Here is a 20,539-nt window from a genome sequence, read left to right on the forward strand (position 1 = left end):
TAGGTCCACGCCACAGCGACGTCGACGTCTATGCGAATTGCTCCCACGTTGCGCATAGAGCGCTCCACAGTTCGCCCGCGGCACAGGAATTGCTGATTTCGAACGAGGAGGTGCCGCCGTCAGATGGATGGAAGCGGCCCTGTCACAGGAGTTGCCGATGAAACTTGCGATGCTGCTCTTGCTCGTAGAAACGACGCGCGTGAATGTGGCGGCCGCCACGAAGTGCTGCGCGACTAGAGGGCGATCCGCGCCACATACCTGCGCGAGCCGGACGTGCAGGCGGTTACTGGGCCCATAAGACGATCCGCTTTCACTTTTGGGCTGACGCACATGGATGTCTTTTCGGCAGAGATTGCGCAATCCGTTGCGCTCACGATCGAGCTCGCCAGCGTAACGACCGTGATCCTCCTCGTGATTGGTGTGCCCCTCGCTTGGTGGCAAGCGCGCTCAAAGACCCTTTTGAGCGAGGCGGTGGCGACGCTGATCGCCCTGCCGCTAGTGCTACCGCCGACGGCTCTCGGTTTTTGCGTACTCGTGTTGCTCGGCCCCAACGGACCGGGTGGCGTTCTCGCCTCTTTGTGGGGCGAGCGCACGCTCGCTTTTACATTCGCAGGAATCGTGATCGGATCGGTCCTCTCGGCACTGCCGTTGGTGGTGCAGCCGATCCGTAACGCCTTTGTCGGGATAGGGGATCGCTCGTTGGAAACTACGGGGCGCGTTTCGTCGCTGTATGCCTTCATTACCATCAGAGGGCCACTGGCGCGATTGGAGTTTGTTAAGGCCGCCATCGTTGGCTTTTGTCATACGATCGGCACATTCGGCGTCGTGATGATGATCGGCGGTAACATTCCTGGGCGCACCAAGGTGTTGTCAGCCTACGTCGTAGACTACGTCCAAGCATCGCGCTGGCGCGAGGCGAGTGTGCTTGCCGGCGGTATGGTGATGTTCGCCTTTGCGGCCATCTTCACCTTATCCCTCATCGACAGACACCGTGCCAGGAGAGGCACCGAACCGTCTTAGGCTTGCCGGCCGGACATATCCGATCTCGACCGAGCAGCAGTATTGCAAGCCGGATCCATCAATCCTTGCGAGGCTACAATGAACAAGCTTGTTATGACCGCGGCGGCTGCTGTAATTGGCTTCAATTCAGTGCACTCAGTGCACTCCGCGCCTCTGCCCGAAGCGACGGCCGATGACGTCGGCGTTTCTCAGCGTCGCCTCGCTAGGCTAGACGAGTTCTTCGCTCGCGAAATCGCAAGTCAACGCGTGCCGGGTGCAGTGATTGCAATCGCCAGAGACGGCAAGCTGATTCACTACAAGGCGTACGGGCAACTCGATCCTGCAAAAGGAAGGTCGATGCGGCTCGACGCGATGTTCGCGCTTGCGTCTATGACCAAGCCGATGGTGGCCGTTGCCGGGCTTATCCTCATGGAGCAGGGTCGGCTGCCTCTACAGGCCAGGCTCACGGATTACTACCCGGGATTCGCAAACATGAAGGTGGGAGTGCCACAGCATGACGGTTCATTAGAATTTCAAGCGCAGAGTTCTCCGATCTACATCCACGATCTATATCGCCACACATCCGGGCTCACCTATGGTGTGCCCCTCGACAGCTCAGACCAAGTTTCGCGTCTCTATCCCCATTTCGCCGCTCCGCCACTGAGGGGCGATAAGCAGGAGTTCATCGAAGCCATCACCAAGCTGCCGCTAGCGCACCAACCGGGGACGGAATTCGAATACGGCTTCTCGACCGATGTGCTGGGAGCTGTCCTGGAACAGGTCAGCCAACAGCGATTGGGCGACTATCTTGCCAGCAATCTGTGGAAGCCCATCGAAATGCAGGATGCCACTTTCCATTTGTCGGAATCGCAACGCGAGCGCCTCGCGCATCCATTTCCAGGCGACCCGCTGACGGGAAAGCCACAGGATATCGAGCTCCTCGAAAGTCCGACGAAGTTTGACTGTGGGGGAGCCTGCGCATTTGCGACAGTCGGTGACTACGTGCGCTTCGGACAAATGCTGCTCAACGGTGGGGAGCTCGATGGGCAGCGCATTCTCGGTCCTAAGACGGTGCGCCACATGATTTCCGACCACCTCGGGGCAGAGATCAAAAATAAGGTCGCCAACGTGGAGGCGCACCGTGCCGGCTTCGGCTTCGGGCTCGGAGTAGCTGTACGCATAAACGAGGGTCTCTCGGCGGTTCCGGGCAATCCAGGTGAGTTTAGCTGGACTGGCGCCTACGGCACACAATTTTTCTGCGACCCAAAGGAGCGTCTCGTCGTGGTGGTCGGAACGGCAGCGCCCGGAGAAATCCGGAAGTATTACCGCGAACAAGTCCAATATATCGTCTATGCTGCAATAATTCGATAGTCCGCTTTCCGCCGAAAGGCTCGGCCAACCGTTTTGGGTAGTCGACAGACAGTGCTGCTACTACGGATCGATGTCGACTGAAAGTCGGGGCCGCTACCTGCTAGCCGCGTTGGCGCGGATCGCGCTAGTGCTTCAACAACGAGATCGCCTCCGCTATCGCGAAGAAACTCTTGGAAGCGGGTTTGGTGTCGCGATGCGCCAAGACGATCGCACATGGCTATCGGTCGGCTTGCGCGATGAACGCTCCTGTGATGGCTGTGAACGTCCAGGCTCTCGCCCACGATCTTGCAGCGATGCCGTAGAGAGAGGCGCTTTGAATCAAAGGTAGATCGGATTGACCAGACCTGAAAAGCGAAGGCAGTGTGCGCATCCCGGCTCACATTGCGGCTTCTCTTCGTCGCTCGACAGCCGCTTTCGTGCGGGCTGCTTGCGCAGTTGCGACTATGACCGGCTTTAACGCCCCATTGGACAGCAATCGGCAATTCTGATTAAGACTGGAGGGCAGTCCGGTGCCCGTCAACTGCACCAATTCTATTCAACAACCGGCATGACACGTGAGTGTCGCGGTCGTGCAAGAGCGAGCATGACGTAGCCGCCATGCAGTGGTGAACCATCGTGCTGCTCTGTCGAAGTGCTCACATGAACGTCCAAAACCGGACACCATTAGCATGACAGATCAATGGCGCAGCTTGTGGCTCGTTGGCTCGTTTCGCCAGTCCGCAACTCCGAAGCGCTTGCTTGGTATCTGTTAAGTGTTTCGCTTCGGTGGCTTGTTTCTTGCTGAACGTCAGTAATTCGTTACGGCCGACGACAACTCACGTGGAAGGCGTCATGGGTGGTGCAACGGAAACGTTCTACAGCGTGATCAGACGTCAGGGTATGACGCGTCGTAGTTTCCACAAATTCTGTAGTTTGACTGCCGCGAGCTTGGGGCTTGGTCCACTCGCCGCAAGCAGTATTGCCAACGCCCTGGAGACCAAACCGCGTGTGCCTGTCATCTGGCTGCACGGGCTCGAGTGTACCTGCTGCTCGGAAAGCTTTATCCGCTCGGCCCATCCCTTGATCAAGGACGCGCTGCTGTCGATGATTTCGCTCGACTATGACGATACGATCATGGCGGCGGCAGGACATCAGGCCGAAGCCATCCTGGAGGAAACTCGCGCCAAGTACAAAGGTATGTATGTGCTCGCCGTCGAAGGCAATCCACCGCTGAACGAGGGTGGCATGTTCTGCATTGACGGCGGCAAGCCGTTCGTCGAAAAGCTAAGGTCCATGGCGGAAGAGTCCATGGCGATCATCGCGTGGGGCACGTGTGCGTCATGGGGATGCGTGCAATCGGCCAAGCCCAATCCGACTGGCGCGGTACCGATCGATAAGGTGATCACCAACAAGCTGATCATCAAGGTGCCCGGGTGCCCGCCTATCGCAGAGGTCATGAGCGGCCTTGTGACTTTCATCACCACGTTCGGAAAGCTTCCGGAGCTCGATAGCCAAGGGCGTCCAAGTATGTTCTATTCCGAGCGCATTCACGACAAGTGCTATCGGCGTTCCCATTTCGACGCTGGTCAATTCGTCGAAGAGTGGGACGATAAGTACGCACGCAAGGGCTATTGCCTGTACAAGATGGGCTGCAAGGGGCCAACCACCTACAATGCCTGTTCGGCCCTGCGGTGGAACGGCGGCGTTTCATTTCCGATTCAATCCGGCCACGGCTGCTTCGGTTGCTCGGAAGACGGCTTCTGGGATAAGGGGTCATTTTACGACCGACTCACAACCATCAGGCAATTCGGCATCGAGGAGAACGCCGACCAGATCGGCATGGCCGCTGCCGGCGTAGTTGGGCTAACCGTCGCTGCCCATGCGGCGGTCACCGCCGTGAAGCGGTTGACCCACAAGCCGGATCGCCCAGCCCAAGAAAGCAAGCCGAGTTGAGGAGGGGCGACGGTGGCCGTCCAGACACCGAACGGGTTCAATCTCGATCGTTCAGGCAGGCGAATCGTCATCGATCCGCTGACGCGGGTCGAAGGCCACCTGCGTGTCGAAGCCAATCTCGATTCCGGCAATGTGATCCGCAATGCGGTCTCAAGCGGGACGATGTGGCGTGGCATCGAAGTCATCTTGCGCGGGCGCGATCCGCGCGACGCCTGGGCGTTCACCGAGCGGATTTGCGGGGTCTGCACCGGCACGCATGCGCTCACCTCCGTGCGCGCGGTTGAAAATGCACTAGGAATTGCCATTCCGGAGAATGCCAATTCGATCCGCAACATCATGCAGCTGTGCCTGCTCGTGCATGATCACCTCGTACATTTCTATCACCTGCACGCGCTGGATTGGGTCGACGTGGTCTCCGCGCTCAAGGCCGATCCCAAGTCGACCTCTGCGCTCGCGCAGTCTATCTCGCCCTGGCCGCTGTCGTCCCCTGGCTATTTTAAGGATTTGCAGATCCGGCTCACCAAATTCTTCGGATCAGGACAACTCGGTCCGTTCAAGAATGGCTATTGGGGGCATCCGGCCTACAAGCTGCCACCGGAAGCGAACCTGATGGCTGTAGCGCATTATCTGGAAGCGCTGGACTTCCAGAAGGAGATCGTCAAGATCCAAGCTATCTATGGTGGTAAGAACCCGCATCCGAACTGGCTGGTCGGCGGCGTGCCCTGTGCGATCAACATCGAGGGAACTGGTGCGGTGGGTGCGATCAATATGGAGCGTCTGAACATCGTGTCCTCGATCATCGACCGTTCGATCGAATTTGTCGAGCAGGTCTACCTGCCCGACATTGCCGCGATCTGCTCGTTCTATAAGGACTGGCTTCATGGCGGCGGACTTTCGAGCAAGAGCGTGATGTCCTATGGCGACATCCCCGAAATCGCAAATGACTGTTCCGCCAAAAGTTTGAAGCTGCCGCGTGGGGTCATTCTCGGTGGCAATCTCAAGGAGATACTGCCGATCGACCATGGTGATCCCGAGCAGATCCAGGAATTCGTCACGCATTCATGGTATAAATACCCAAGCGATTGCTGTGGACTGCATCCCTGGGACGGTATCACCGAGCCGCGTTTTGAACTTGGGCCAAAACTCAAAGGCAACAAGACAGATATCAAGGAACTCGACGAAGGCGGCAAGTATTCCTGGATCAAAGCGCCGCGCTGGCGCGGCCACGCCGTGGAGGTCGGGCCATTGGCGCGATACATCATCGGTTATGCACAAGGCAAAGCCGAGTTCAAGGAGCCGGCCGAGAGACTGCTCAACGGGCTCAATCTTCCCCTGACTGCGCTGTTCTCGACGCTTGGCCGTACTGCAGCTCGGGCGCTCGAATGCCAGTGGGCGGCGCATCAGATGCGTTATTTCCAAGATAAGCTGGTAATCCACATCAAGGCAGGCAATACGGCAACTGCCGATGTCAGTAGGTGGAAGCCGGAAAGCTGGCACAAGGAGGCCAAGGGCTTCGGGTTCAGTGAGGCCCCGCGCGGTGCACTTGGGCACTGGATCAAGATCAAGGGCGCCAAGATCGACAATTATCAATGTGTCGTGCCGACGACGTGGAACGGATCTCCTCGCGATCACAAGGGCAATATTGGCGCTTTTGAAGCCTCCCTGATCGGTACCCCGATGGCCGATCCGCAGCGGCCCCTGGAGATCTTGCGCACGATCCATTCCTTTGATCCGTGCTTGGCTTGCTCGACCCACGTGATGAGTCCTGACGGCCAGGAAATGGCCTCAATCAGGGTTCGTTAACGACATGCTGGACAGAGCTCGAAAGCTCCTTGCCGCCGTCGATGCGGAACCCACTGAACGGAGCATCGGCGCTGGTATCGCTTACGCGCCGGTGCGACTGTGGCATTGGGTTAATGCGGCGGCCATTCTGATGCTGAGTTTAACCGGCTATGTCATTGGATCCGGGACACCGGCGATGTCGGGAGAGGAAAGCGGCAATTTCCTGTTCGGCTATATCCGCTTTGCTCATTTCTCGGCGGGATATGTGCTCAGTATCGGCTTTCTTCTGCGGATCTACTGGGCGTTAATCGGAAACGCGCATGCCATGCAGATCTTTTGGGTGCCGCTCTGGCGCAGGTGCTTTTGGCGCGAGGTGTACCACGAGATTCGCTTGTATGCGTTCCTTACAGTTGAGCCCGAGAGGCGCGTCGGGCACAACCGTCTTGCTCAGCTCGCGATGTTCTTCATGTTTACGCAGACGATCACGTTCATGGTCGTCACAGGCTTTGCACTTTATGGGCAAGGTACTGGTACTGACAGCTGGCAGCACAAGCTGTTCGGCTGGGTGTTTTCAATTTGGCCGAACAGTCAGGACGTCCATACTTGGCATCATCTCGGCCTCTGGGTGATCGTGACCTTCGCGCTGGTCCACATCTACGCGGTGGTCCGGGAAGACTCATGTCGCGCCGGAGCATCTCTTCTGTGATATCGGGTCAGCGCGGGCTCCGCGATTGGCTGGCAAGCGAATGCTGAATCATAAGAAAAGGATCCTGGTGCTCGGCATCGGCAATATCCTGTGGGCCGATGAGGGATTCGGCGTGCGGGTGGTCGAGGAGTTTCATCGCCGCTACGCCATCGATGACAACGTAACCGTCCTCGATGGCGGCACACAGGGTCTCTACCTCGTCAGTTTTCTTGAGCAGGCCGATTGCCTGATCGTGTTCGATGCCATCGACTATGGATTGCTGCCCGGGCAGTTGAAGCTTGTGCGAGATGAGGAAGTGCCAAAGTTTACCGCCGCCAAGAAGGTGAGCCTGCATCAGACCGGCTTTCAGGAGGTCTTGAGTGCGGCCGACCTGCTTGGCCGCCGCCCGCGAGAGCTCGCTCTCATCGGTTGTCAGCCGCTGGACCTGGAGCATTGGGGCGGTCCGCTGACCGCCCCGGTACGCCTTCAGATTGCGCCTGCGATTGAGCTGGCTTGCAAACTCCTGGCGCAATGGGACTCGCCGGCAAAGCCGCGGACCGCGCCGCTGCCTGCTTCAGAACGGCTGTTGGCGAACAATATCGACCATGCAAACTATGAGATGGGGGCGCAGCCGATCTAGCGGCCTGCGATTGACCATGTGCCTTGGCTTGCCAATGACGATTGTCGAGACCGACGGCATCACGGCGCTGTGCGAGTATGGCAATGAACAGCGCCGCGTCTCGGTCATGCTGCTCTCCGACGCCTCGGCTGGCGCCAAGGTGCTCGTTCATATCGACAGCGCGGTGCGGCTTTTGGACGAAAATGAAGCAAGGCTGATCTCGGAAGCACTTGCCGGGCTTGAGGCAAGCCTCAACGGCCAGGACTGCGATCGCTTCTTTGCGGATTTGATCGGTCATGAGCCGCAATTGCCGGAGCACCTACGCTAGCAGTTCCGCTCGCCGGTTGCGCCGACCAGGCTTGCTCACAAATCGTATCGCAGTCGGACGTAACCTTGCATCGAAGTGTCATGCTTTTCGAGCCCGTTGGTTCGAGCGCGAGTCGCGGCCAGGCGGTGATTGGCATGCGCCTTGCTAATGCCCTGCTAGCAGCACCGAACATGATCAGGAAGGCGTGTGATGAAGTTGCAGCCGACGCGGCATGGTCTGACGCGGCCCGCTCCGTCCGACGTGGAGGGCGTCAGCGTCGATGCGCGCCTGGTCGCGCACGCTCCCTTGAGGGCGGCCGTGATGCCGCTGCCGGCGGTCGATCCCCTATATTCGCTCCGGATCATCCACGTCGCATTCTTACTTCGTGAGATCGTCAAGGCGTTTCGGCGGCGCATGAAAGGTACAGTGCCTGAGCACGGCGTAGGTGGCGTACTGGTTGAGTGGCTCGGCCTGCGAGGCCCGTCGACGCCGATCCTGTGCCATCGGCACGATACACTCAGCCTGATCGGCAGGAGACCGGTCCGTTTGGTCACGATCGATCGCATCTCGGTACCGATTGTTTGGCCACACGCCGGCAGCGCTTGTGTCGGCACGTGCACTGCCTCTCGATATAGCCAACGGAACATCGCATCATGAAAACAGCGATCCGCCTTGTATCCGACGGCGCCGACGGGGCGCCGAGTAACCTTGCCACGGGCTCTGGACGTCTCGATGTATTCTATAGCGGGTTGACGAGTGCGACTGCGCTCGCCAAGCGCGCTTGGCGCGAAGGCGACGAGCTTGCAAGGAATTATCCGAATGCCATGGCGCTATTATCGAATACCGCTGCTGCCGTTGGCAGTCAGAGAAGCAGCGCTCGAACACAACTGTACGGACTCGCGAATCTCACCGATCCCGAGCGCAAGCTGATAGGCGAATTGCTCGGAGAAGGTGAGGTCGCTGGCGTGGTTGCGCTGCCAGACGGCTCCTTGGCGCAAATCCGGGAGTCGGTGCTTGCGGGAATCTGGCGCGTGCGCATCGGGAGCGAGCCGGCGGACGACTATATTGAGGTCGGAGCGATCCCGCAGATTGTCCGGCGCGCTGCAACTGACCTGACGTCCGCCGATCTTGCGATCGGCGCGGCGCCGGACGGCGCAATGAACGTGCAACCGGTGCTCGCCGAGATACGCGAGCGGGCGCGCGTCTGGCGCTTTGGCATGCGCGCGCATGTCATCAATCTCACCTTGCTGCCGATGAGCGTTATCGACCTAACATTCCTGCAGCAAAGCGTGGGCAATGGCCCGGTCCAACTCATCTTCCGTGGCTACAGCACGTGCCGAGTGCAGGCGACCGGGATCAGGAACGTCTGGTCGGTGCAGTTCTTCAGTTCTACGGACAATATCATCCTTGATACGCTGGAGGTCGGCGGCGTACCGATTGTTGCGTTGGCTGCCGACGAGGATTTCCAGGACTCTGCTGAGCGCATGCAGGAAATTATCAAGGCGTACTTCACATGAAGAGCTTGGAGAACGTTCGGCGTCGGGTGGGATCCCGCAGACGGCGGGGGCGCAGCGACCGCCGGCATAACTCGCGCAGGATGTTGGCGGAGCGGTGCGCATGAGCCTCGCTGCCCAGAACAAAATCGATGTAACCGTATCGGTAGCTGCCGACGTAGTCGCCGCGATCGAGATCCTGCCGCGAGTCCGGCCGCCGCTGGCGCGGTTGTTCGCTGGCAAACAAACCTCGTTGCTGCTCAAGGTGCTGCCGCGGCTCTTCGCGTTGTGTGCCGCTGCGCAGCAAACTGCACTGCTGTCCGCGGTCGAGACGGCGCGCGACGAAGTGATCACCCGCACGACAAAACAGCATCGTATTGCGCTTATCGTTATCGAGCGCATCGCGGAGTTGCTACGGGGCGTGTTTGTCGGACATCTTGCGCAAGACATTGCCAGTGCGGCGGCAATCCGCTCTCTTATGCGGGGAATGTCAGCGCTTGTCGGCAGCGCACAGCCGGCCTGGGGCTCAGCTCAATGCGAAGCAACAGCGCGGATCGTGGCTGCGCTGAACGCGCTCGGCATGTCGAATGAGGGGGGCGCAGTGAGGTCCGGTAGCCCATTGGCGCTTCGCATTGCAAGGCTTGATGAGATCGGCCTGAAGTCAATTCCGGCGGAGCACTCGTTCCTGTCCGTTGCTGACGACCTCAACATCATTAAACGGCTGCTCGTGGATGGCACGACATTTTGCTATTGTCCAGATCTTGACGGACAGGTGCCCGAGACGGGCCCATGGGCGCGCCAAATGACGAGTGATCGGCTCTCGCCGAGCCCCTCCGGTGCGGCCGAGCGGCTGAGGGCCAGAATTGCCGAAGCCCTCCGGTTATGTGCCTGGCTAAGGGCCGGTGCTCAGATTGACTCGGCGGAGCATGGGATTATCGAAAGATATAAGTTAGGGCCCGGCCGTGCGGCGGCCGCGGTCGAATGCGCCAGGGGGCGTCTCTACCACGCGGTTGAGCTTGATCCTCAGGGCCGGATATCCCTCTTCGAATTCCTTGCGCCGACGGAGTGGAATTTCCACCCGCGCGGACCGCTTGTCCGCAGCCTGCAGGGCGCGGTGCTGACGGATAGGCGACGTCGGGATGCAGTCGATGCGGTGATTGCATCGCTCGATCCGTGCGTCGGGTTCACACTCAATTTTCGCGAAGTTGGCGATGCATGAAATGGCGATTTGTCTTGGCATCATTCAAATCGTCGAGGAGGAGGTACGTCACCGATCGCTTTCGCGGGTGCGGAGCGTCTGTCTAGAGATGGGAGCGCTGAGCCATGCCGCGCCTGAAGCGATCAGGTTCTGCTTTGCGGTCGTTGCGACGCGGACCGTTGCCGAGGGTGCAGTCCTTAATATCGTCGAACTGCCAGGCGTTGCCTGGTGCATGAGCTGTTCAAAGAGCGTCGAGATTGCGCGACGAGGTGAATGCTGTCCTTTCTGCGGCAGCTATCAGTTGCAGGTAACCGCGGGCGAACAGATGCGCGTGAAAGAGCTGGAGATCGATTGATGTGTACCGTTTGCGGCTGCACCGAAGAGACGCCCTCGAGCAAACGCGCCAAAGCGCATGATGCGAAGAGCCATGAGCGACCCGATGCCCATGTGCAGAACGATTGCGATCGCTATTGTGCCCATCCGCATGAGGACCAAGGTCCGCAGCGTTCAAACCATGCTGGCGATAGTCATAGTCGCCATCGTCGCTCTGCCCATCACCAGGCTCACGGTGGGCACGCGTTTCTGAGCGGCGGCGCCGGGCCGGCTGGCTTGGAGGTCGCGGTCATAGGCAGAAAGCGGGTCATCCAAATTGGGCGCGATATTCTTGGCAAGAATAATGGGATTGCGGCGGACAACCGCGCGCTCTTCGTCGCCGATGATCTGCTTGTATTTAATCTTTTGTCCAGTCCCGGCGCAGGTAAAACGACGCTGCTCGTCCGCGGGGTGTCTGAGCTCAAGCGTAGCCGGCCGGTCGGGGTCATCGAAGGCGACCAGCAGACCTCGAACGATGCCGAACGCATTCGGGCCGCCGGCGTGCCAGCCATTCAAGTCAACACCGGCAAGGGTTGCCATCTCGACGCTGCGATGATTGGCGAGGCTTATCGCCGCTTGCCGCTGCTCACGGGCGGTATTCTCTTCATCGAGAACGTCGGTAATCTGATCTGTCCCGCAGCCTTCGATCTTGGCGAGGCCTGCAAGATCGTAGTGCTGTCGATTACCGAAGGTGAAGACAAGCCGCTCAAATATCCTGACATATTTACCGCTTCTTCGCTCATGGTGATCAACAAGATTGATCTGGCCCCGCTGCTTGAGTTCGATTTGGGCAAGACGATCGAATACGCTAGACGAGTCAATCCAAAGATCGACGTGCTTGTAGTGTCGGCTCGTACGGGTGAGGGTTTTGACGCGCTCTACGCCTGGATCGATAGACAGGCGGGGCATCAGAGTCGCGCCCTAGAGGACATAAGGCGATGAGCGCGCCAACCACCTGCGACCGAACGCGGCTGCGCGTGCGCGTGAGTGGGGCCGTGCAAGGGGTCGGCTTTCGTCCTTACGTCTATGGACTCGCCATGCGCTACGGATTGGCGGGATTTGTCATCAATGGCCCCGAAGGCGTTACGATCGAGGTCGAGGGCCAACGTGCGTTGGAGTTTGTCGCCACGTTGCCGCTCGAGGCGCCTCCATTGGCACGCATCGACGATATCTGCGTTCGGGAGACCGCGGCGCTCGCGGCGAAAGACTTTTCGATCGGCACGAGCGAAGGCGGCAAATTGTCAACGCAGATCGTCGCTGATGCTGCTGCCTGCCAGCAATGCCTCAGCGAGCTGTTCGATCCAGAAAATCGGCATTACCTTTACCCCTTCATCAGTTGCTGCCATTGCGGCCCACGCTACACCATCGCCAAACGGCTGCCGTACGACCGGCGCAACACCGTGATGAGGGCTTTTAGGCTGTGCGCCGCCTGCGCGGCCGAATACGCCGATCCGGCGAGCCGCAGGTTTCATGCGGAGGCGATCGCGTGTCCGACATGCGGGCCTCGGCTCAGCCATGGGATCAGCACCATCGTCGCGGCAATCGCGGGGGGACAAATCGTGGCGATCAAGGGGCTCGGGGGATACCAGCTTCTTTGCGATGCGCGTAACCAGGACGCGGTGCAGCGTTTGCGCAGGAGAAAGCAGCGCCTTCAGAAGCCGTTCGCGGTTATGGTAGATTCCATAGAGCGCGTCAGCGACATCGCGGAGGCGAACGCGCCCGAGCTTGCGCTGCTCGAATCCGTAGCACGCCCCATCGTCCTTCTGCCTTCGCGCAACAATTTGGCGCCCGCCATAGCTCCTGGCTTATCGCGCGTGGGTGTTATGCTGCCCGCAGCGCCGCTGCATCACCTCATCCTTCATGCGCTTCGCTCAGCAGGAGCATGTGAGCGGACCGGCCCGGTCATCGTCGCCACCAGCGCCAATTGTTGCGGCGAACCGCTCCTGATCGACAACGCGCAGGCGCTGGGGCGGCTCAAGGGGATCTCCGACCTTATCGTGACCCATGATCGCGATATAGTGACGCGTGCTGATGACTCCGTGGTGTCGGTCGTGGCTGGCCGGCCGCAATTCATTCGTCGTGCCCGTGGCTATGTTCCCGAACCGATCAGGCTCGTGATGTCTGTGCCGCCCGTACTCGCCGTCGGCGGCGCACTGAAATCGACCGTCACCATCACGCGGGACAACCAAGCGTTCGTCTCTCAGCATATTGGCGATCTGGATACGGCCGAAGGCATCCGTGCGTTCGAGGAGACGGTCCGACACCTCACATCGAGCCTCGATGTGGAGCCTGTCGCCATCGCCCACGATCTGCATCCCGATATGGCTTCTACCCGGTTTGCGGAAGCAAATGGCCGCGCGCTGGTCGCTGTCCAGCATCACCACGCACACGCTGCCGCAGTGATCGCGGAGCATGGCCATACGGGACCTGCGCTTGCCCTCGTGCTCGATGGCCATGGCCTTGGCTCCGAGGGCGGTAATTGGGGTGGCGAGCTATTGTTGTGCGAAGGGACGAGGTGCCGACGCATCGGGCACTTAGCGCCCCTGCAAATGCCTGGTGGAGATCGTGCAGCCCGCGAGCCGTGGCGCATGGCCAGCGCAGTATTACATGAGCTCGGCCGGGGTAACGAAATCGGGCCGCGCTTTGCGGCGCAACGGCAGGCTGGATGTGTGTCGGCCTTGCTCGAACAGCCGGGCGGGGCCACCACGACCAGTGCGGGCCGGTTGTTCGACGCGGCAGCGGCGCTGCTGGGGATTGCGAGTTTGCAGAGCTATGAGGGCGAAGCGGCGATGAAGCTCGAGGCGCTGGCGCGGCGGACCGCGATTCTCGAAGCCGGCTGGACGATCGATGGCGGCGAGCTGTCGCTTCGTCCGCTGTTTGCGCGCTTGATTGCAGATGACATTGACGCGGTGGGAGGAGCCGGGCTGTTTCAGGGCACCTTCGCCGCCGCCTGCGTCGACTGGGTCACGCGGTCCGCGCGGACAACGGGCGTTAATACCGTCGTTCTGAGCGGCGGCTGCTTCCTGAACGCGGTGCTGGCGGATGAAATCCCGCGCGGTTGCAGCGCTGCCGGCCTTACCCCGCTCGTGCCACGGCGGGTGCCGCCCAATGATGGCGGTTTGAGCCTTGGCCAGGCCTGGATTGCCGCCCTGCAGATAGCTCAACACTCGTCCGCCAGGGTAGGAACAGCCTGATATGTGTCTTTCGGTTCCGGCAAAGATTGCGAAAATTCTTCCCAACGACGTGGCCATAGTGTCCATCGATGGCATCAGCCTGGAGATATCGATCGCTCTCGTCGACGAGCTCGAGGTCGGCGATTTCGTCCTTGTCCATGTCGGCTATGCGCTGGCCAAGATCGATCCGATGGAAGCCAAGCGCACGCTGGAGCTGCTGCAGGAGCTAGGCGGCGCAGGGGAACGCCGATCATGAAATATGCCGACGAGTTTCGCGACAAGGCCATCGCGCAGGGAATTGCGCGTGCGATTGGCGCCGAGGTTAATTCGCAAAGAGCTTATCGGTTCATGGAATTCTGCGGCGGGCACACTCATGCGATCTCCCGTTATGGCCTGGAGGATCTGCTGCCCGCGAACGTCCGCATGATCCACGGGCCCGGTTGTCCCGTCTGCGTTCTGCCCGCCAGTCGAATCGACATGGCGGTCCGGCTTGTCGATCGACCAGAGGTCACTCTGTGCGTCTACGGTGACCTGATGCGCGCGCCTGGGTCGCAAGGACAGTCCCTGTTACGAGCTAAAGCGCTCGGCGCCGACATTCGGATGGTCTACTCGACGCTCGACGCTATCCGGCTCGCAGAACAGGCGCCGAGCCGCGAGGTGGTCTTCTTTGCCATCGGATTTGAGACCACGACGCCCCCGACCGCGGTGATGATCCGAATTGCCGAGAAGAAGCGGCTGAAGGGCCTCAGTGTGTTCTGCAACCACGTGCTTACACCCTCTGCGATGCACAGCATTCTCGAGAACCCCAAAATTCGCGACACCGGCGGGGTTCCAATTGACGGCTTCATCGGGCCTGCACATGTTAGCACCATTATCGGTACGCAGCCTTACGAGCCCCTGGCAGAACAATTTGGCAAGCCGATCGTGATCGCGGGATTTGAACCGCTCGATGTGATGCAGGCGATTCTGATGCTGGTGCGGCAGGTGAACGAAGACCGCTACGAGGTGGAGAACCAATACAGTCGGGCGGTGACGCGTGACGGCAATCGCCGCGCCAAGGACGAGGTATCGCAGATATTCGAACTGCGCGAGCAGTTTGAATGGCGCGGGCTCGGACTCGTACCCAACAGCGGACTGAAGCTGAAACGGGCTTACGCGCAATTCGACGCTGAGACGCGTTTTGCGATCCACGACCTGCGTGTCGCAGACAATCCGGCGTGCGAGTGCTGCGCGATCCTGCGTGGCGCCAAGCGGCCGGTCGATTGTAAGCTGTTTGGAACCGTCTGCACCCCAGAAACTCCCATAGGGTCCTGCATGGTATCATCGGAAGGCGCTTGTGCGGCGTATTGGACCTATGGCCGAGTTCGCGATGAACCGTTGAGGCGGACGTCATGAGCGTAAAGGGTTATCAACGCAAGCTCGACGTCGAGAACGGACGCGTTGATCTTTCCCACGGATCAGGGGGCCGTGCCATGGCACAGCTGATCTCCGGCCTTTTTCACCAAGCCTTTGGTAATGAATGGCTCGCCCGCTGCAATGATCAGTCGGCGTTTGACGTTGCGGCAGGCAGGATGGTGATGACGACCGACGGCTATGTGGTCTCGCCGCTGTTCTTTCCCGGCGGCAATATCGGGTCACTGGCTGTGCACGGCACGATCAATGATGTCGCCATGTCCGGCGCGCGTCCCCTCTATCTGTCGGCCAGTTTTATCATCGAGGAGGGCTTCCCGTTTTCTGATCTGAAGGTGATCGCGGATTCCATGGGCGCGGCAGCGCGCAGTGCCGGCGTTTACATCATTGCCGGAGACACCAAGGTCGTCGAGCGCGGCAAGGCGGATGGTCTGTTCATCTCTACGACAGGGATCGGGATTGTGGCCGATGGGCTCGATCTCTCGGCCGACAAGGCTAGGGTCGGTGACCGTGTGCTGGTCTCCGGTAGCGTCGGCGATCATGGGGTGGCGATCATGTCAAAACGCCAGAACGTCGTTTTTCAAACCGAGGTCGTCTCGGATTCCGCAGCGTTGCATAACCTCGTAGAGGTCATGGTTGCCGCCGGCGGTAGCTGCATCCGGGTGATGCGCGACCCCACGCGCGGTGGGCTTGCCGCGACGCTGAACGAGATTGCGCATCAATCCGAGCTCGGGTTCCGTCTGCAGGAAGCATCCATTCCGGTGAAGCCGGCGGTTGCGGCTACCTGCGAACTCCTTGGACTCGATCCGATCCATGTCGCCAACGAAGGCAAGCTCGTTGCGATCGTCGCGCCTGATTTGGCCGATGCCGTGCTTGCAGCCATGAAGGCGCACCCGCTCGGGTCCGACGCAGCTGATATCGGCGAAGCAGTGGCTGACAATCGGAAATTTGTGCAGATGGCGACCAGTTTCGGCGGTCGACGAGTCGTCGACTGGTTGTGGGGCGAACAATTGCCTCGCATCTGTTAACACGCTGCGTATCATCCAGTTTTTGCAAACCAAGTTTATGATCAATCGTCATGAGCCATCACCCATCACCCATTAGCTCTGAAAGCGATCCCTTCTATGGACAATCTGCCCAACCGGCAGACTGCGGTTTCGCTCTTTAGGCGTGCTCAATTTCGGTTGATAGCTTTTCCACGAGCCGAGAACGCAATTCGAGACAATTCATCGCCATCGCGCAGTTCCGACGGTTAAGCTCAGCGAGCATGGTCACACGATCGCTCGGCACCCCCTTGGGTTTGAAATCCTGCGAAGCTTGTCAAATATCGTTGAATTTCTGCGCCATTTCGACGGCTGCGTCGCAATATCGCTGCTCGCTTCCGATTAGAAAGGCGCTCCAGGCAGGGAGTTTTCAAATGAAGGTCGGAGTCCCCAAGGAAATCAAGGCGCACGAATATCGCGTGGGCCTTACCCCGGGAGCTGTCCGCGAGTACGTGGCAGCGGGCCACCGCGTGATGATCGAGACAAATGCGGGCGCTGGTATTGGTGCAACCGATGACGATTATCGCAATGTTGGCGGAACGATTCTAACCTCCGCAGCCGAGGTATTCGCATCGAGCGAGATGATCGTAAAGGTTAAGGAACCTCAGCCATCCGAATGGTGTCAGCTGCGGGAAGATCAGATCCTGTTCACTTATCTGCATCTGGCCCCCGACCCGGATCAGGCCAAGGGCCTCCTGAAATCTGGATGCACTGCGATCGCCTACGAGACCGTAACTGATCCGCATGGTGGTCTTCCGCTGCTGGCGCCGATGAGCGAGGTCGCGGGTAGGCTTGCGATCGAAGCGGCGGGCAGCGCCCTGAAGCGGAGTGCAGGCGGACGAGGGCTGTTGATCGGTGGGGTGCCCGGTGTTCAGCCTGCCAGAATCGTGGTGATCGGAGGTGGCGTCGTTGGTACGCACGCGGCACGCATGGCGGTTGGTCTGGGCGCAGAGGTGACCATCATCGACCGTTCGATACTCCGGCTCCGCGAGCTGGACGAGCTATTCGAAGGACGCGCTCGCACCAGGTTTTCGACTATCGGCTCTGTCGAGGAAGAGGTATTTGCGGCGGATGTGGTGATTGGTGCGGTGCTCGTTCCAGGTGCGAGCGCGCCGAAGCTGGTCCGCCGGAGCATGCTGAGCTCGATGCGCAAGAGGGCGGTGCTCGTGGACGTCGCTATCGATCAGGGCGGCTGCTTTGAGACATCGCACCCAACCACTCACGCTGATCCTACTTACGAAGTGGATGGCATCATTCATTATTGCGTGGCCAATATGCCCGGTGCCGTGCCGCTGACCTCGAGCCAGGCACTGAACAACGCGACGCTGCCGTTTGGTTTGGCTCTGGCCGACAAGGGCTTTTCTGCCGTGCTCGAAAATCCGCATTTGCGCGCAGGCCTCAACGTCCATCGGGGCCGGCTAACTTACGAAGCGGTGGCCGAAAGCCTTGGGCTGCCCTTCTCACCGATCGAACAGGCTGCGGCCTGATCCCAGAGGCCCTTATGGGCGTTTCCTCCCTGACTTAGGCCACCCTTCGGGGTGGCTTTTTTTCGACTCCATCGATCTGCTGACCGGCGCCGGTATGCATTTCGAACTTGGAGCGAAGCGGAGGATCACCAGACGAACGCCCGGCTTTAGTCCCCGCACGATGCGAGACAATGTACTTTCGGTCCATACAGCGCATATGAATGCCGGTTTTGCCGGGTAATCCAGGGCAATTGAGAATGCGTCCTGCGGGTCCGGTGGGGGCCCGCGATCACCGGAACGACTTTGTCTGGCCCGATCGCCGCGATTCTGACTGTCTTGGCGACGCCAACCAGGCCGGTGATGACTGGGCGGGTTACCGTGGTGCTGTCGCTGAAGGCGCCTCTGCCCGGTGAGTGGAACCATCAAGATGCGGCTCGGGTCGACCTGATACACCGGCGGAGAACTTTTTGAAGTCGCGCGGCGCATCCATCGCCGCGGCACGGCGGCCTTAGCAAGGATCGGAGATCGTTCCCTGAGGCTGGCGAACGCGGTTCACCTGATCACTGACTGCCGTGAGATCAACCATGCGCAAACCACGGCATCGAGCTCAAGCTACTGTCATGCGCGGTGTAGGATTTGCGACACCGTGTCGAGACGGCGACTTGCGTTCTCGAAAATGGCCCAGACAAAATCAAGTTAAACTGTCTGGCACAAGACTTGAAAGCAAGAAGCTGTCCCGCAACTTTCGCTCATGGAATCGCAGTGATGGCCTACAAGATAATCGCATCCCAGTGCACCGTCTGCGGTGCATGCGAGTTCGAATGTCCCAATGCCGCGATCAACCTGAAGAACGACATATATGTGATCAATCCGACCCAGTGTACCCAATGTGAGGGGCACTTTGACGCGCCGCAATGCGCCGTCGTTTGTCCGGTGCCCGATACCTGCGTGCCGGCGTAGGTTGAGTAGCCGATGAGAGGAGCTCCGGCACGAAACATGATGAAAACGCGATCGACCGCCGCCGCCTTTTGGATCCGTCTTCTATTTCTCTCACTCGCTGACCCCGAGTCGGCGGCAACTTGCGCGATCCGCTCAGATAGATTGTGGCGGAATCCTCTCCAACGGGACTTGTCGTTGCGCGAGTGGAGCGGGCAATGGTAGCCGTACAAGAGACGGTCGAGCGCGTGAAGCGCATCGACGTCGACCAGTATCGTTATGGGTTTGAGACCCTGATCGACTCCGAGAAGGCGCCCAAGGGGCTCTCGGAAGAGATCGTAAAATTCATCTCGCAGAAAAAGAATGAACCGGACTGGATGCTCCAGTGGCGGCTCGAGGCCTATCGGCGCTGGCTGACCATGACCGAGCCGACCTGGGCGCGCGTCGATTATCCCAAGATCGACTTCCAGGACCTCTACTACTACGCGGCGCCGAAGCCGAAGAAGACGGTCACCTCGCTGGACGAGATCGATCCGGAGATCCTGAAGACCTACGAGAAACTCGGCATTCCCCTGCGGGAAGTCGCCATGCTCGAAGGCGTCGAGCCCAAGCCCGGCGAAGAAGATCCCGCCAGGCGCAAGATCGCGGTCGACGCGGTCTTCGATTCGGTCTCGGTTGCGACCACGTTCAAGGCGGAGCTGAAGAAGGCCGGCGTGATATTCATGCCGATCTCGGAAGCGATCCGCGAGCACCCTGAATTGGTGCAGAAATATCTCGGCTCCGTGGTTCCGACCTCGGACAATTTCTACGCGACACTGAACTCGGCGGTGTTCTCCGACGGCTCGTTCGTCTACGTGCCGCCGGGCGTGCGCTGCCCGATGGAGCTGTCGACCTATTTCCGCATCAACGAGCGCAACACCGGCCAGTTCGAGCGCACGCTGATCATCGCCGACAAGGGCTCCTACGTTTCCTATCTCGAAGGCTGCACCGCGCCGCAGCGCGACGAGAACCAGCTGCATGCCGCCGTGGTCGAGCTGGTCGCGCATGACGACGCCGAGATCAAATATTCGACGGTGCAGAACTGGTATCCGGGCAATTCAGAAGGCAAGGGCGGCATCTACAATTTCGTCACCAAGCGTGGCGACTGCCGCGGCAACCGTTCGAAGATCTCCTGGACCCAGGTCGAAACGGGTTCGGCGATCACCTGGAAATATCCGAGCTGCATTCTCCGCGGTGACAATTCGAGCGGCGAGTTCTACTCGATCGCGATCTCGAACGGCTTCCAGCAGGTCGATTCGGGCACCAAGATGATTCATCTCGGCAAGAACACGTCGAGCCGCATCATCTCCAAGGGCATCGCGGCCGGCAAGTCGCAGAACACCTATCGCGGCCTTGTCACCGCGCACCGGAAAGCGACCGGCGCGCGCAACTTCACCGCCTGCGACTCGCTGCTGATTGGCGATAAATGCGGCGCGCACACCGTGCCGTACATCGAGGCGAAGAATTCTTCGGCGACCTTCGAGCACGAAGCGACGACCTCAAAAATTTCCGAGGACGTGCTGTTCTACTGCATCCAGCGCGGTCTTTCGCAGGAGGAGGCGGTCGGCCTCGTCGTCAACGGCTTCGTCAAGCAAGTTCTGCAAAAACTGCCGATGGAGTTCACAGTGGAGGCGCAGAAGCTAATCTCGATCTCGCTCGACGGATCTGTCGGATAACCAAACCTCCCGCGAGCCCCCTCGAATGCGGCTCGCCA

Annotated in this window: 18 protein-coding genes and 1 pseudogene; all 19 read left to right on the forward strand. The window is 59.7% G+C overall.

What is annotated here, in order from left to right:
- Window positions 1–330: 330 nt before the first annotated feature.
- Window positions 331–1,020 carry a molybdenum ABC transporter permease gene (locus GGD65_RS19215; protein WP_179733130.1) on the forward strand — a complete coding sequence of 230 codons (690 nt, stop codon included), beginning with the start codon at window positions 331–333 and terminating at the stop codon, window positions 1,018–1,020.
- Between the two features lie 78 nt (window positions 1,021–1,098).
- Window positions 1,099–2,370: a serine hydrolase gene (locus GGD65_RS19220; protein WP_183236256.1), complete on the forward strand. Its 1,272-nt coding sequence runs from the start codon at window positions 1,099–1,101 to the stop codon at window positions 2,368–2,370.
- Between the two features lie 831 nt (window positions 2,371–3,201).
- Window positions 3,202–4,302: a hydrogenase small subunit gene (locus tag GGD65_RS19225; protein WP_179733133.1), complete on the forward strand. Its 1,101-nt coding sequence runs from the start codon at window positions 3,202–3,204 to the stop codon at window positions 4,300–4,302.
- A 12-nt stretch (window positions 4,303–4,314) separates the two neighbouring features.
- Window positions 4,315–6,105: a nickel-dependent hydrogenase large subunit gene (locus GGD65_RS19230; RefSeq protein ID WP_183236257.1), complete on the forward strand. Its 1,791-nt coding sequence runs from the start codon at window positions 4,315–4,317 to the stop codon at window positions 6,103–6,105.
- 4 nt (window positions 6,106–6,109) lie between these two features.
- Window positions 6,110–6,837 (forward strand): annotated as a pseudogene (gene cybH / locus GGD65_RS19235) (Ni/Fe-hydrogenase, b-type cytochrome subunit).
- Window positions 6,831–7,409, forward strand: a complete 579-nt coding sequence (locus GGD65_RS19240) for a HyaD/HybD family hydrogenase maturation endopeptidase (RefSeq protein ID WP_183236259.1) — start codon at window positions 6,831–6,833, stop codon at window positions 7,407–7,409. The pseudogene cybH and the gene GGD65_RS19240 overlap by 7 nt, the downstream one beginning before the upstream one ends.
- 16 nt (window positions 7,410–7,425) lie before the next feature.
- Complete coding sequence (locus tag GGD65_RS19245; RefSeq protein WP_104461859.1) at window positions 7,426–7,716, forward strand: HypC/HybG/HupF family hydrogenase formation chaperone; 291 nt, start codon at window positions 7,426–7,428, stop codon at window positions 7,714–7,716.
- 189 nt (window positions 7,717–7,905) lie between these two features.
- Complete coding sequence (locus GGD65_RS19250; protein ID WP_183236260.1) at window positions 7,906–8,352, forward strand: hypothetical protein; 447 nt, start codon at window positions 7,906–7,908, stop codon at window positions 8,350–8,352.
- Entirely contained in the window at window positions 8,349–9,212 is an 864-nt protein-coding gene (locus GGD65_RS19255; RefSeq protein ID WP_183236261.1) for a hydrogenase expression/formation protein, read from the forward strand. The genes GGD65_RS19250 and GGD65_RS19255 overlap by 4 nt, the downstream gene beginning before the upstream one ends.
- Window positions 9,213–9,312: 100 nt before the next feature.
- The gene (locus GGD65_RS19260) at window positions 9,313–10,407 is read left to right on the forward strand and encodes a hypothetical protein (RefSeq protein WP_183236262.1); all 1,095 of its coding nucleotides are present in this window, start codon (window positions 9,313–9,315) and stop codon (window positions 10,405–10,407) included.
- Window positions 10,400–10,741 carry a hydrogenase maturation nickel metallochaperone HypA gene (hypA, locus tag GGD65_RS19265; RefSeq protein ID WP_183236263.1) on the forward strand — a complete coding sequence of 114 codons (342 nt, stop codon included), beginning with the start codon at window positions 10,400–10,402 and terminating at the stop codon, window positions 10,739–10,741. The genes GGD65_RS19260 and hypA overlap by 8 nt, the downstream gene beginning before the upstream one ends.
- The gene (hypB, locus tag GGD65_RS19270; protein WP_183236264.1) at window positions 10,741–11,700 is read left to right on the forward strand and encodes a hydrogenase nickel incorporation protein HypB; all 960 of its coding nucleotides are present in this window, start codon (window positions 10,741–10,743) and stop codon (window positions 11,698–11,700) included. Before hypA ends, hypB begins: the two co-directional genes overlap by 1 nt.
- On the forward strand, window positions 11,697–13,952 hold the full coding sequence (gene hypF, locus GGD65_RS19275; protein WP_183236265.1) for a carbamoyltransferase HypF: 2,256 nt from the start codon (window positions 11,697–11,699) through the stop codon (window positions 13,950–13,952). The genes hypB and hypF overlap by 4 nt, the downstream gene beginning before the upstream one ends.
- Before the next feature lie 58 nt (window positions 13,953–14,010).
- Window positions 14,011–14,187, forward strand: a complete 177-nt coding sequence (locus GGD65_RS19280; RefSeq protein WP_312013677.1) for a HypC/HybG/HupF family hydrogenase formation chaperone — start codon at window positions 14,011–14,013, stop codon at window positions 14,185–14,187.
- Window positions 14,184–15,326 (forward strand): hydrogenase formation protein HypD, encoded by a 1,143-nt coding sequence (gene hypD, locus GGD65_RS19285; protein ID WP_179733153.1) that lies wholly within the window; start codon window positions 14,184–14,186, stop codon window positions 15,324–15,326. The genes GGD65_RS19280 and hypD overlap by 4 nt, the downstream gene beginning before the upstream one ends.
- A complete protein-coding gene (gene hypE, locus GGD65_RS19290) occupies window positions 15,323–16,369 on the forward strand; it encodes a hydrogenase expression/formation protein HypE (protein ID WP_183236266.1) in 1,047 nt (348 codons plus the stop codon). The genes hypD and hypE overlap by 4 nt, the downstream gene beginning before the upstream one ends.
- Before the next feature lie 389 nt (window positions 16,370–16,758).
- Window positions 16,759–17,871 carry an alanine dehydrogenase gene (ald, locus tag GGD65_RS19295; RefSeq protein ID WP_179733157.1) on the forward strand — a complete coding sequence of 371 codons (1,113 nt, stop codon included), beginning with the start codon at window positions 16,759–16,761 and terminating at the stop codon, window positions 17,869–17,871.
- Between the two features lie 744 nt (window positions 17,872–18,615).
- Window positions 18,616–18,810 carry a 4Fe-4S binding protein gene (locus GGD65_RS19300; RefSeq protein ID WP_091956552.1) on the forward strand — a complete coding sequence of 65 codons (195 nt, stop codon included), beginning with the start codon at window positions 18,616–18,618 and terminating at the stop codon, window positions 18,808–18,810.
- Window positions 18,811–19,004: 194 nt separating this feature from the next.
- Window positions 19,005–20,501: a Fe-S cluster assembly protein SufB gene (gene sufB / locus GGD65_RS19305; protein ID WP_179733159.1), complete on the forward strand. Its 1,497-nt coding sequence runs from the start codon at window positions 19,005–19,007 to the stop codon at window positions 20,499–20,501.
- Window positions 20,502–20,539 lie beyond the last annotated feature (38 nt).

This window comes from Bradyrhizobium sp. CIR18, assembly GCF_014198295.1.
Taxonomy (GTDB): Bacteria; Pseudomonadota; Alphaproteobacteria; order Rhizobiales; family Xanthobacteraceae; genus Bradyrhizobium.